We start from the raw sequence: 13,075 nt of genomic DNA on the forward strand, positions 1-13,075 counted from the left end.
GACGATCGGACTGATCGGCCTCCCGATCAAATTCCGCCCGGGTAATTGGGGCTTTCGCGGGTGATCGTGACGTCATGGGCGTGGCTTTCACGAAGTCCGGCATTGGATATGCGCACAAAGGTGGCGCGCTCGCGGAAATCTGCAAGGTCACGTCCACCCACATAACCCATAGCGGCTTTCAGGCCGCCCGCAAGCTGGTGCAGCACGCCAGCAACAGGTCCTTTGTAGGGAACCTGCCCTTCAATGCCTTCCGGAACCAGTTTCAGCGTATCGCGGACCTCCGCCTGGAAGTAGCGATCGGCCGAGCCGCGCGCCATGGCGCCGACCGAGCCCATGCCGCGGTAAGCCTTGAAGGAGCGGCCCTGGTGCAGATAGACCTCGCCCGGGCTCTCGTCCGTGCCGGCGAGCAGCGAACCGATCATGGCCGCGCTCGCGCCTGCCGCGAGCGCCTTGGCGAGATCGCCCGAATATTTGATGCCGCCATCGGCAATGACGCTGACGCCGGCCTTGCTGGCCGTCTCGACCGCCGACATGATCGCCGACAATTGCGGGACGCCGACACCGGCAACGATTCGCGTGGTGCAGATCGAGCCCGGGCCGATGCCAACCTTGACCGCATCGGCGCCGGCGTCGATCAGCGCCTGCGTGCCATCGGCGGTTGCGACGTTGCCGGCCAGGATGCGCACGGAGTTGGAGAGCTTCTTGGCCCGCGCCACCGCATCCAGCACGCGCTGCGAATGACCGTGCGCTGTGTCGATGACAAGCAGGTCGACGCCGGCGTCGATCAGGCGCTCGGCGCGCTCGAAGCCGTCATCGCCGACGCTGGTGGCGGCGGCGGCGCGCAGCCTCCCTTGTGCGTCCTTTGTGGCATGCGGATTGAGCTGCGACTTCTCGATGTCCTTGACGGTGATCAGGCCGACGCAATTGCCGTTCCTGTCGACCACCACCAGCTTCTCGATGCGGTGCTTGTGTAGCAGCCGCTTGGCCTCGTCCTGGTCGACATTCTCCTTGACCGTGATCAGGTTCTCACGGGTCATCAGCTCGTAAACCTTCTGCGCCGGATCGGAGGCGAAACGCACGTCGCGGTTGGTGAGGATGCCGACCAGGCGGCCGACCGTGTGGCCGCCGGTGCCGCCATTCTCCACCACGGGAATGCCGGAAATGCTGTTGGAGCGCATCAGCGCCAGCGCGTCGGCAAGCGTGGCGTCCGGACCGATAGTGACCGGGTTCACCACCATGCCGGATTCGAATTTCTTGACCTGCCGGACCTGCTCGGCCTGCTCGGCCGGGGTCAGGTTGCGGTGGATGACGCCGATGCCGCCGGCCTGCGCCATGGCGATCGCCAGCCGCGCCTCCGTGACGGTGTCCATGGCCGCCGACAGGATCGGCACGTTGAGATCGATATCGCCGGCGATGCGGGTGCGGATGTCGGTTTCGCCCGGCATGACCTCGGAGTGGCCGGGCTGCAAGAGCACGTCGTCGAAGGTCAGCGCCAGGGCGCCGGTGGACGTTTCGATGATTTTTCCCATGGCCAGTCCTTTTGAATGCGGAAAAGGCGCTGGGCCGATTGGCCAGCGCCGACTCTCATCTTCCCTTTCAGGATTGGCGCTGGCTGGTAACACGTCCTGGGGCGGAAGGAAAGCCGGTCGTTGCGCGGCGCTTCAAGTAGCTGTTATACGGCCCACCGGCTTTCACCACTCGTCCCGGTAGACATCCTCGCGGGTAAGGCTTGCGGCGTTGACAATAGGCTGCTGCTGAAGCCGGGACAGCAGCGCGGCACGACAGTGGCGCTCGGGGGTTGCCGACGGAATGATCCGGGCTACCGCACGCCTCGGCTCATCACAACACAGCTTCGTCCGCTCAGGACGCCGCGCAGGATCTTGGAGATCTGCGTTTGACGTCCGTTGACGAAACAACCTCATCCATTTCGACGCCTTCTTCGCTGAATGCGTCTGGATGTCGCCACTGATTAGCGTTCCGCCACGGCGTTGAAAATGCCGATGCCCACTGTCACGCATAGGACCGCGGCCCCAAGCCCTCCCGCGATGATGCACCACCAGGCGAGCCCATTCCCCCGAAGCATGGGATTCAGCTTTAACATCCGTCGTGCCAGAAGCCCTTGGTAAAGCGCATAAGAAGACCCAAAACCGGCGAGCCAGACAATAGAAAACACAACGCCCCGCGTTAGCATCTTGTTGAGCCTGGCTTGTTCGGCCGTCAAATTTGCGTTTTCGGTGTCCATTTCCGCCCCCTGCTTTGCAAACCGCTTATTGTATTTGGCTCTTGCCTTTGAAGGTTGTCGAGCCGAGATTTGTCGAGCAGCCTGCACATCGAAGACGTTGGAAACGTTGATAGGCTCGACTGACCTCAAAACTATGACATGAGGCCACCAGCCGTGCGTTCGCGCAAAAGTGACAGCAATTTAATGCGACATGCGGGCGAAGGCGTGATACCCGCCCGTCGTAGCCGGTTCGCCCCCAAGCCGGGCCTAGAATCGCAAAGACAAATCAGGGCGTTTCCCCTTGAACCGTACCATCCCGCTCATCCTGGCGGTCGCTCTTTTCATGGAGAACATGGATTCGACCGTGATCGCGACGTCGCTGCCAGCGATCGCCGTCGACATCCACACCAGCCCGATCGCGCTGAAGCTGGCGCTGACGGCCTATCTGGTGTCGCTGGCGATCTTCATTCCGATCAGTGGCTGGATGGCGGACCGGTTCGGGGCAAAGACCGTGTTCCGAGCCGCGATCGGCGTGTTCATCGCTGGCTCGGTCGCTTGCGCCTTTTCCAATTCGCTGCCGGCTTTCGTGGTGTCGCGCTTCCTGCAAGGCATAGGCGGCGCGATGATGACGCCGGTCGGCCGCCTCGTGCTGGTGCGCGCCACGCCGAAAAGCGAGCTGGTCGCGGCAATGTCCTGGCTGACCGTGCCGGCGCTGGTCGGACCGCTGGTCGGCCCGCCGATCGGCGGCTTCATCACCACCTATCTGACCTGGCACTGGATTTTTCTGATCAACGTGCCGATCGGGCTGCTGGGCATCTGGCTCGCCACGCGCTATCTGCCGGAAACCGCGCCGGCCGAGACGCCGCCGCTCGACTTCCCTGGATTTGTGCTCAGCGGTCTCGCAGCGTCCGGGGTCGTTTTCGGCCTTTCCGTCGTCAGCCTGCCGGCGCTGCCGCCGATGGCCGGCTTCATCACGGTGGCGGTCGGGTTGATCTCCGGCGTGCTCTATCTCATCCACGCCCGCCGCGCGAAGAACCCGCTGCTGGCATTGGAGTTGTTCCGCAACCAGGTCTTCCGGTCCTCCGTGCTCGGCGGCTCGCTGTTTCGCATCGGCATCGGCGCGGTGCCGTTCCTTCTGCCGCTGATGTTCCAGATCAGTTTCGGGTTGACGCCCTTCCAGTCGGGCATGATCACCTTCGTTTCGGCGATCGGCGCCATCGGCATGAAGTTCGTCACCGCGCTGCTTTTCCGCATTGCCGGCTTCCGGCGGGTGCTGATCTGGGGCTCGCTGGTCGCGGCCGCCTCGATCGCCATCTACGGCCTGTTCACGCCGCAGACGCCCTATGTGCTGATGCTGGCGATCCTTCTGGTTGGCGGCTTCATCCGCTCGATGTTCTTCACCGGCGTCAACGCGCTCTCCTATGCCGAGATCACGGCCGCCGACACCAGCAAGGCGACGCCGATCACCGCGGTCTTCCAGCAATTGTCGATCGCGCTCGGCGTGGCGCTGGCAGGCGGCATCCTCGAAGTCTCGACCTCGATCCATGGCGGGGCGCTGACGCTCGGCGATTTCCACATCGCCTTCTTCATCGTGGCGGCAGTGTCCGCCGCGGCATCGATCACCTTCATGCGGCTGGCGCCGGAAGCCGGCAGTGCCGTCTCGGGCCATGGCCGGCTGGCCACGCCGAAGACCCTGGAAACGGTGAGCACGGCGGGGAAGTAGAGGTGGCGCGCCCTGCCCTAACTTCGTCATTCTAGGGCGGAGCGACGCGAAGCGGCGCGCAGACCCTAGAATCCATGCCGTGATGTTTCAGCGCCGCTGCGGTGCAGGACTTGGAGCAGCTCTGGCGAATGTCGGCCACGAATTCTGGACCGCTGTGTTTCTTGGCCGAGGTAACGGCATGGATTCTAGGGTCTGCGCGCGTCGCTCCTTGCTTCGCCCTAGAATGACGAAGTTCCGGGACCTTTGAACTCCTTCGCCAGCAAATACAGCTCCACCGACTCATCCCTTGAAGCCGGCGGCTTCACATGATGGACGGAGCGGAAGTTCTGCTTCAGCAGCGACAAGAGTTCGTTCTCGGCGCCGCCCTGAAATGTCTTGGCGAGGAAATGCCCGCCGGGTTTCAGCACGTGCAGCGCGAAATCGGCCGCGACTTCGCACAGATGCATGGTGCGCAGATGATCCGTGCGGCGGTGGCCGGTGGTGGGTGCTGCCATATCGGACAGTACCACGTCCGGCTGGCCGCCGAGCGCCTCGGCGAGCTTCTGCGGCGCGTCCGGATCGAGGAAGTCCATCTGCAGGATGACGGCGCCCGGAACCGCATCCATTTCGAGATAGTCGATGCCGACGACATGGGGATTCTCGGCGCTCGACTTCGTCCGCGCGGCTGCCACCTGGCACCAGCCGCCGGGCGCCGCGCCCAGGTCGATGACCTTCATGCCGGGCTTCAGCAAATGGTGCTTGTCGTCGATCTCGATCAGCTTGTAGGCCGCGCGGGAGCGGTAGCCGTCGGCCTTGGAGCGTTGCACATAAGGATCGTTCATGTGGCGCTCGAGCCAGCGGCGCGACGATTCCTTCAGGCCGCTCTTCTTCTTGATGCGGGTCTTGAGCACGCGCAGGCTGGCTGAGCCCGGCTTTTCCGGTTTCTTTGTCATCGGCGCCCATCATTCCGCCAGACGCCGTCATCGGCCATCAATTCGCTCAGGATCCCCTCGCGCAGGCCGCGGTCGGCGACACGCAGCCGCTCGGACGGCCACACGCCGCGGATCGCTTCCAGGATGGCGCAGCCGGCGAGAACGAGATCGGCGCGGTCGGCGCCGATGCAGGGGTTGGCGCAACGCTGCTGGAAATCCCAGCCGATCAGCCGCTCGATCATGCGGTCAACGCTGTCGCGGTCCATCCACAGCCCGTCGACGCGGCGGCGGTCGTAGCGCTCGAGATCGAGATGCACGCCGGCCAGCGTCGTCACCGTGCCGGACGTGCCAAGCAGATGGAAGTTGGGGCTGGCCAGCACATGGGCGAGCCGGTCGCGGCCGTCGAAGGCCTTCAGCCGCGTAGCCACATCGTCGACCATGGCGGCAAAGGTATCGCGCGTGACAGTGCGGCCGCCGAAGCGCTCGGCGAGCGAGACGACGCCGACAGGCAGCGACGTCCAGGAGACGATGTGATTGGCCAGACGTGGCGAACGCCGTCCGGTCAGGTCGATCAGCGCGATTTCCGACGAGCCGCCGCCGATGTCGAACAGCACCACGCCTTGCGTGTCGCGCTCGACCAGCGAGCCGCAGCCGGAAACGGCAAGGCGGGCCTCGGTCTGACGGTCGATGATCTCCAGCTTCAGCCCGGCCTCGCGCTCGACGCGATCCAGGAACTCGACGCCGTTGGCGGCCGAGCGGCAGGCCTCGGTGGCGATCAGCCTGGCTTTCCTGATCTTGCGGTTGCGCAGCTTCTCGCCGCAGACCTTCAGCGCCTCGACAGCGCGGTCCATCGCCGCCTCGCCGAGCCGGCCGCTGGCCGTCAGCCCCTCGCCCAGCCTGACGATGCGCGAGAAAGCGTCGATGACGCGGAATTGGCCATGACGTCCAGGCACCGCGACCAGCAACCGGCAATTGTTGGTGCCGAGGTCGAGCGCGGCGAAGACGGGCAATTCCGGCTGGGGCGGACGTGGCGGAGGCTGGAGCGGCGGCCTTCGCTCGGCCTGCAAGGGCGGGCTCTGAGGCTGGCTTGCCGTCGTGCCGGCAGGCGCGGCATTGGGCACGGCGCCGTTCTCGTCACGCGCGAACACCTTGCGGCCGCGCTTGCGCTTGCGGCGCTTGCGCGTCTTGCCTTTCGGCTGATCGCCATGCTGGTCGGCCTGACCGGCGCCAGTCTGTCTCTGGCCTGCATGTTTGGGGCCGGCATGTCTAGGGTCGGCATGTCTTTGGTGCGCACCCGTGTGGCGGCTGAATCGCGCCGGTTGCGGGCCTCCCGACTGCGCCGGCGATGCCCCGGACATGCCCACTGCCGACGCGCCCGCGCCGGTATCGTGGTCTTCCACTTCAGTTCCTTCCGGCGCCGCGCGAACCGGGAACGGACGCAGCAGGCACCTCGATTTGTTTCAAGTTGGCAACAGAGTAGCAGTGCCGTTCGCAATCACCAAGAGCGCGGGGCTCGAATTTTGGCAGGGTCACGTCGGGGCAATGTCTTGCCGGTTGAATAGCCGGCTTCAATCAGGCATGTCTCAAATGCTGGTTCAAAGAGGTTGGGCACCATCACAACAATGAGCTGCAACGCATGATGACGACGCCATGAATTGGAGGCGCTATTTCTGGCCGGTCATAGGCATCGCGGCCGTTGCGTTCTCGCTGTGGCTGCTCATTCACGAATTGCGCGGCGTATCGCTCGACGATGTCTGGGCCGGTATCGCCGCCATCCCGCCGCGCGGCTGGGTGCTGGCGGCGCTAAGCTCCGTCGTCGCCTATGCCTCGCTCGCCGGCTACGACCACATAGCGCTCTTGCATATCGGCAAGAAAGTATCGTGGCTGTTCGTCACGCTGTGCTCCTTCACCACCTACGCGGTGTCGCACAATATCGGTGGCTCAGTGTTTTCCGGCGCGGTGATCCGCTATCGCGCCTATGCCACAAGGGGGCTGACCGGCCAGGAGATCGGCGTGCTGGTGGCGATCTGCTGGTTCACCTTCATCCTCTCCAGCGTCTTCCTCGGCGGCCTCGTTCTGCTGTTCGAGCCGCAGATCATCGCTCGCTTCACCGGCACGCCGCACCATGGCGCCGCCTTCGCCGCCGGGCTTGCCATGCTCATCCTCGTTGGCGCCTATGCCTTCGGCAGCTGGCTGGGGCTGAGACCGCTGAAGATCGGCTCCTTCCAGTTGCACTACCCGGCGCTGCCGATCGTGGCGAGACAGTTGCTGGTCGGGCCTGTCGAGCTGCTGGCCGCCGCCGCGATCATCTATTTCGCCCTGCCGGAGACCGGCAACCCCGGCTATTTCGTCGTGCTCGGCGTGTTCATGGTCTCGTTCTCGATCGGGCTCCTGTCGCATGCGCCGGGCGCGCTCGGCGTGTTCGAGGTCGTCTTCCTCACCGGACTTTCGGACATGGATCCTGTGGGCGTGCTTGCAGCGCTTCTGGTGTTCCGCCTGTTCTATCTCATCATTCCGCTGCTGATCGGCCTTTGCATGGTGCTCTATTTCGAGCATTCGCAGTACAGCAAAGGCGGCAGTTGAGCCCTTTGCCCGCTTCCGCGGGGAGCATCCGCAAAAAGGCTGCGGTTGATCTCAGTTGCGGGCTTGACTATTTTCCGATGGCGGCTACAAGGCAGCGCTCGCGGCACATGAGCCGCTTGGCTAGCGCGATACCAGACGCGCCTGCTGGGGAATAGGTTAACGGTAGACCCACGGACTCTGACTCCTGTGCTATCGCTTAAATGTCAAGCACTTAACCCCACCTCTCCTGTCTAACAGCTCGTCGGCCATCAATTAGTTAGCGGGTGAATTGTCTAACTTTTCAGAGCGTTTGAGGAGTGTCTTTGGCCCTCGACTTTGGGCTGTTAAGCTCACGTGATCTGCCCCGCGATCGAACCTGATCGCCCTGCCCCTTTCGGCCGCGAACGTCCCAATCGTTGCCTGCAAATCTCCGTCCGGGTCATCTAGGCCAATGGCGCGCAACACAGCTATGCCGGCCACTATCGAGACGGGGCCGGGCATGACGGCCAGCAGCTTTTCGAGTTCAGTGGTGATTTCAAGCATGTAGCTTTGTTGGCCCGTATTTGTCGGCATCGGCGATGAATTCGGTATAGACGGCTTCGAGTTGCGCAACGGCTTGATCCTTGGTTTCTTCGCGTCCTGAAAAACTTCCACCACGGCCGGTATCGGGATCTTTCCCATTCACGAACCAGGCCCAGCTTCCCCGCTGATCCCCGCTGATCACGGTCATGATGCGGCCGGCCCTAGAACCGCCATGCGTTGCGGAAAAATCGCGCGGCAAAGTTTGGTTGACGATCACTGTCCTCGCCCATTGGAGTTGAACGCGGCCGCCGCGATCGCGGACGAACTTGAACGCCTGCGGCCTTCGCTCGACGATCGCGAGCACCTTTCCGGCCTGCTCGAGCACCCGGTAGCCGCTCTCGGTGGCCTCGACCTGGTAGCGCTCCTTCATGGTCGGAACCGCTCGGTGTGCCATACGATCTTGCCGTCGACCTTCATCGGCTTGTGGATGACGAGCTTCCTCGGCAGGTGGTCGGGGTGCAGCTCGAGCAACGTCAGCTGGATGTCGGGCTTGCAGCGGCTGCAGTCGAACTTCAACTTGAACGGATCCGCGCCGCCGCCATAGACCATCATCAAGTCGGCCGAACGGCAGTAGCGCACATTCCCGCACGCGCACTCCACCTTCAACAGCAAATTGTGCCGGGTCGCCTTGCCCAGCGTATCGACCTTCTCGTGCGCCATGAGAACGAAATGAGAACAAATTCCTTGCCCGTCAAGCCGGTCTGTGGAATCTTTTCGTCATGAGCGACGAGCCGACACGCCTTGGAGAGATGATCACGCAGTGCACTCGAGGCCCGCTCGGGCATGTCTGCGAACAGAAGGCTGCGGCAAGGATGCCGGCTGGGGATTTGCCAAGCCGAAGAGACCGTCGCACTGGTTCTGCTACGAGCACCGCAGCGACGGGGAGGCCTACCTTTGATCAGAAAGCCGCGCACCGGCGTTTATCCCGACCGCGAGGTCGACTGCCAGGAGGCCACGGAGCCGGGTTTTCAGGCGATCATTGATTGCATGATCGAGGCCGGCTGGACGCGAGGAGGCCAAGCGCGCGCTGCGCCGGCTGATCGCTGCCGACAACATGACGCAGAAGGAAAACGCCAAGGGAGAAGCAGAGCTGCGATCCCCCGGGCCATGATCCGGGCCGGCTGGCCCGACCTTAGGAGTGAGGACAGGTAGTTCGGCCCTTAGTAATGCGCTACGGATGAAACCGAGTCGGGCCTCCCGATCAGCTGTGTATCGTGAAGTCATACTATACCCGCAACACAAAAACTGCATCAACGTCCGAGTAGGGCGTAACCACACCCGTCGGGCTCTTCAAGGGCGCGGAACAAAAACCAGCTCCGGGCGTTGGAAGTAACTTTGCCGCGCGCAACGTGGCTTTGCTGGGGGCGTAGTTCCGATCTCAACTGGGCTTGTTTCCTTGCTGACATTTAAATCGCGGAGAGCGCCTAGGGAGGGCGGACATGTCGAATATCGAGAGACTGCCCAGCGCATCGCGCAAGCTGACGGAGTTTGAGGCTCTCGTCGCGGCTGCCCCAACTGCTCTGGATGCCATTCCGGGGGCTGTATACCTTTGCGATCACGAAGGCTGGCTCATCCAGTACAATTCAGAGGCTGCCGCACTTTGGGGACGGACTCCAAGGCTAGACGAAACGAAGGAGCGGTTCTGCGGCTCGCATCGCCTGTTCCTGCCTGATGGCACGCCGCTGCCGCACGAGACGTGCCCGATGGCCGATGCAGTTCGCTCAGGCGCTGCCACCCGAAACGCAGAGGTCATTATGGAGAGGCCTGACGGCTCCCGCATCACGGCCTTGTCAACATTCGAGCCCTCAAAGATCACGGCGGCAACATACAGGGCGCGATCAATTGCTTTCAGGACATTTCGGCTCACAAGGCGGTCGAGGATGACGTCCGCCAGAAGAGCAAGGACTTGGAGGACTTTTTTGAGAACGGAGCGGTTGGGCTGCATATCGTCAGCAGCGAAGGCATCGTTCTGAGGGCGAACAAGGCTGAACTGAAACTCCTCGGCTATTCGGAGGAGGAGTATGTAGGCCGTCACATCGCAGAATTTCACGTGGACGCTCCTGTCATCGGCGACATCCTTCACAAGCTTTCGTGCGGTGAAAGACTAGACCGGCAACCTGCGCGACTTCGTGCAAAGGACGGGTCCATCAAGCAGGTGCTGATCACCTCCAACAGCCGCGTTGATGATGGCAAATTTGTCAACACACGGTGCTTCACTATAGATGTGACGCACCTCAATGAAGCCGAAAGGGCACGTCGCGAGAGCGAGGAGCGCCTGGCCGCAACCTATGAGGCGGCGACTGTCGGTATTACCGAGATAGACGAGACCGGTCGCTTGCTTCGCGTGAACGACGCAATCTGCAAAATGCTCGGCCGCGCACGCGAGGAACTCCTGAAGATGACGTTCCTCGACTATACGCATGAGGAAGACCGCGCAGAGGACGCAACCCTCTACGCCCGTCAGGTTGGCGGAGAGATCGACAACTACACGCTGCGCAAGCGCTGCTGCTGGCCGGACGGCACAATCGTTTACCTCGACGTCTACGCTTCCGCAGTCCGCGACCAGTCCGGACAGTTTGTCTACGGCGTGCGCATTATCCAAGACGTGACCGAAGCCAAACGCATGGAAGACCGAATCCGCGAGAGCGAGCAGCACATGCGAGACCTCCTTGAGGCCATGCCCGCCGCGGTCTACACCACCGACCCGAGCGGCCGCATAACATTTTTCAATAAAGCCTGCATTGATATGGCAGGACGCCGCCCTCAGCTTGGCGATGAGTGGTGTGTGACTTGGCGCCTTTACACGGCTGACGGGACTCCTCTGCCGCACGATCAATGTCCGATGGCTGTGGCCCTCAAAGAGAACCGCGCGGTGCGCGGAGTTGAGGCGTTGGCAGAGCGGCCTGACGGCACATTCGTCCCATTCATACCTTATCCCACCCCGCTCTATGACAGCCAGGGCAAGCTGATTGGCGCCATTAACATGCTGGTCGACATCACCGAGCGCAAGCAGGCGGAGAACAGGCAAAGGATGCTGATCGACGAACTAAATCATCGCGTCAAGAACACGCTGGCGACAGTGCAGTCCCTGGCAGTCCAAACTGCGCGCCATTCGGAAAGCCTTGAGGGATTTGGGCAGCGTTTTCAAAGCAGGCTGCTGGGGCTTGCCCGCGCCCACGACCTGCTGACGAAGCGTCGTTGGGAGGACGCGCCGCTCGATTTTCTCGCTCGGGAGTTGTTGGACCCGATCTCAGGAGCTTCTGGGGACAGGGTGGAGATCCACGGGCCGGCGGCTATGCTCGACCCCAAAACCGCTCTCAATCTCACTATGGTTTTGAACGAACTTGCGACAAACGCGGCAAAGTACGGGGCATTGTCCTCCGCCAGCGGAACACTGTCACTCAGCTGGCAGCTTTCCGAAGGACCCGATCTCAACCGGCTGGAGTTACTCTGGCAGGAACTGGGGGGCCCGCCCGTTCAGGCGCCGACGAGGCGTGGATTTGGCACCAGGCTCATTGAGCGCTGCATCGAACGCGACCTTGGCGGTGAGCTCGATATCACCTTCGAACCGCAGGGACTTTCATGCCGAGTGACCATTCCACTGCGGGGCACTGTTAGGAATGGGTGAGCTGGCCGGCTTGCGTGCGCTGGTCGTCGAGGACGAAGGCAGCGTTGCTTTACTGATAGAGGACATGCTGGAGCAACTAGGTTGCGTGGTGGCAGCTTCGGTGGCTACGCTTGGCAAGGCATTGTCGGCTGCCAGTGTTGAACCCTTCGATTTCGCGGTACTGGACGTTAACCTCGGCGGAGAGCTTGTCTTCCCGGTTGCCCAGGAACTGCAGAGCAGGAATATCCCGTTTATATTTAGCACAGGGTACGGCAGGATGGGGATGCCGGCGACATTCAGCGACTGCCAGGTCTTGGCTAAACCGTTCGCGCCGGCGGAGCTGGAGCGAGCCCTTTGCATTGCGTTGCGCCGATAGGTTTGAGTTCTCCCGCAATGAGATCAGCTTCCGTCCGAAACCCTGAAAGGTCACGTGGCGCAGCCCGGCGTTAACGGGCTTGAACCTACTCCTGCGCCGCCAAGGGCCTCTCTTTGTTCGCCACCGGTATTTGTCCGTCCAGTCGATGCCGATCTTGGTGTAGAGGCGGATGTCGTCGGCATCCTTGATCACCTATGTCCGGTAGCCGTCGAACTTGATTTCGTGACTCCATTCGGAGCCGGCCGGCGGATCGTCGAACCGCTCCGGCTCCATCGGCTTGATGAAGCTGAGCCTGAGGCCGTCCTTACGCATGCACACATCCCCGAACGGCGACTCAATAGCGCAGCGGTCTTTCGGTTCCGTTAGCAGTGGCTAAAGAGAGCGGGAACTTTCACGGCCTCGTCAATGTTCTTCAACATTCAGGAGGACGCCCTAATGGCAGATGACAAGAGCAAGCGGGACTTTCGCGATCGGGACCGGGTCTCGGCGGACGAGGAATACGAGGTTGAGTATTTCGCCCAGAAGGTCGGACTGACACCTCAGCAGGTTCGCGAGCTGATCAAGAAGCACGGCAATGATCGGACTACTCTCGAGCGCGAGGCGAAAGCCATGGGACGGAGGTGATTGAGTGCCCCGGTACAAGGTGGAAGAGCTCTACGGCGAAGAGGTCGTCTCGTGGCAAACCGTAGACGCTGAAGAACCGCTAAGGGCGGTAGAGCATGTCGCTCAAACGCCGGTCTCCACCAGAGGTTTGCAGGAGCATTGGTTTCGGGTGGTCGACGAGGAGGCAGACAGCGTCTCGGAGTTCAGTCTCGCTGAGGCCGTACCGCGAGACTTCTCGAAATGAGGGGCAGCCGAATAAATGATCCGGACTGCCGCGCAGCTCTATTGCTGATCAGGGCAACCATCGAAGAGCACTGCCCGCCTGGCGTCCTGATGAGCGAGGAGCAAGTGAACGGGCATTACGGCCCGACGCTGCTCGACGAGGCCGAGGCACTGGCGGCCGCGATTGTCGCCACGGTGGAGTGGCTGTCATTCGACGCGACGAAGCCGCCGGCGCCAAGCGTCAAGGGCTAGATCTCAGTCTCGCGAG

General features: G+C 62.3%; 11 protein-coding genes and 1 pseudogene. 6 read left to right on the forward strand and 6 right to left on the reverse strand.

Annotation, left to right across the window (positions count from 1 at the left end; genetic code table 11):
- Positions 1–26: 26 nt before the first annotated feature.
- Together guaB and EJ072_RS32935 are read right to left on the reverse strand one after the other, a co-directional pair.
- The gene (gene guaB, locus EJ072_RS32925; protein ID WP_126082971.1) at positions 27–1,529 is read right to left on the reverse strand and encodes an IMP dehydrogenase; all 1,503 of its coding nucleotides are present in this window, start codon (positions 1,527–1,529) and stop codon (positions 27–29) included.
- Between the two features lie 440 nt (positions 1,530–1,969).
- A complete protein-coding gene (locus EJ072_RS32935; RefSeq protein ID WP_126082972.1) occupies positions 1,970–2,242 on the reverse strand; it encodes a hypothetical protein in 273 nt (90 codons plus the stop codon).
- 280 nt (positions 2,243–2,522) lie between these two features.
- On the opposite strand from EJ072_RS32935, the gene EJ072_RS32940 reads away from it, so the two are divergent.
- Complete coding sequence (locus EJ072_RS32940; protein WP_126082973.1) at positions 2,523–3,944, forward strand: MFS transporter; 1,422 nt, start codon at positions 2,523–2,525, stop codon at positions 3,942–3,944.
- A 218-nt stretch (positions 3,945–4,162) separates the two neighbouring features.
- Here the strand turns inward: EJ072_RS32940 and EJ072_RS32945 are convergent, their stop codons facing one another.
- Together EJ072_RS32945 and EJ072_RS32950 are read right to left on the reverse strand one after the other, a co-directional pair.
- Entirely contained in the window at positions 4,163–4,876 is a 714-nt protein-coding gene (locus EJ072_RS32945; RefSeq protein WP_126082974.1) for an RlmE family RNA methyltransferase, read from the reverse strand.
- Positions 4,873–6,255, reverse strand: coding sequence for a Ppx/GppA phosphatase family protein (locus EJ072_RS32950; protein WP_126082975.1), 1,383 nt, complete (start codon positions 6,253–6,255; stop codon positions 4,873–4,875). The genes EJ072_RS32945 and EJ072_RS32950 overlap by 4 nt, the downstream gene beginning before the upstream one ends.
- A 250-nt stretch (positions 6,256–6,505) precedes the next feature.
- On the opposite strand from EJ072_RS32950, the gene EJ072_RS32955 reads away from it, so the two are divergent.
- Positions 6,506–7,438, forward strand: coding sequence for a YbhN family protein (locus tag EJ072_RS32955; protein WP_126082976.1), 933 nt, complete (start codon positions 6,506–6,508; stop codon positions 7,436–7,438).
- Positions 7,439–7,952: 514 nt separating this feature from the next.
- On the opposite strand, the gene EJ072_RS32960 is transcribed toward EJ072_RS32955, so the two are convergent.
- Both EJ072_RS32960 and EJ072_RS32965 read right to left on the reverse strand, forming a co-directional pair.
- Entirely contained in the window at positions 7,953–8,369 is a 417-nt protein-coding gene (locus EJ072_RS32960) for a hypothetical protein (protein WP_126082977.1), read from the reverse strand.
- Positions 8,366–8,659 (reverse strand): hypothetical protein, encoded by a 294-nt coding sequence (locus EJ072_RS32965; protein ID WP_126082978.1) that lies wholly within the window; start codon positions 8,657–8,659, stop codon positions 8,366–8,368. Before EJ072_RS32965 ends, EJ072_RS32960 begins: the two co-directional genes overlap by 4 nt.
- A gap of 779 nt (positions 8,660–9,438) precedes the next feature.
- Here EJ072_RS32965 and EJ072_RS32975 point away from each other — a divergent pair.
- The 4 genes and pseudogenes from EJ072_RS32975 to EJ072_RS37155 all read left to right on the forward strand — a co-directional run bounded on the left by EJ072_RS32975 (position 9,439) and on the right by EJ072_RS37155 (position 13,059).
- A pseudogene (locus EJ072_RS32975) lies at positions 9,439–11,627 on the forward strand (PAS domain S-box protein).
- Positions 11,620–11,982: a response regulator gene (locus tag EJ072_RS32980; protein WP_126082979.1), complete on the forward strand. Its 363-nt coding sequence runs from the start codon at positions 11,620–11,622 to the stop codon at positions 11,980–11,982. The pseudogene EJ072_RS32975 and the gene EJ072_RS32980 overlap by 8 nt, the downstream one beginning before the upstream one ends.
- A 435-nt stretch (positions 11,983–12,417) precedes the next feature.
- A complete protein-coding gene (locus EJ072_RS32985; protein WP_126082980.1) occupies positions 12,418–12,606 on the forward strand; it encodes a DUF3606 domain-containing protein in 189 nt (62 codons plus the stop codon).
- A 312-nt stretch (positions 12,607–12,918) separates the two neighbouring features.
- Positions 12,919–13,059 (forward strand): hypothetical protein, encoded by a 141-nt coding sequence (locus EJ072_RS37155; RefSeq protein WP_245467077.1) that lies wholly within the window; start codon positions 12,919–12,921, stop codon positions 13,057–13,059.
- Positions 13,060–13,075 lie beyond the last annotated feature (16 nt).

Source organism: Mesorhizobium sp. M2A.F.Ca.ET.046.03.2.1 (assembly GCF_003952425.1).
Classification (GTDB): Bacteria; Pseudomonadota; Alphaproteobacteria; order Rhizobiales; family Rhizobiaceae; genus Mesorhizobium.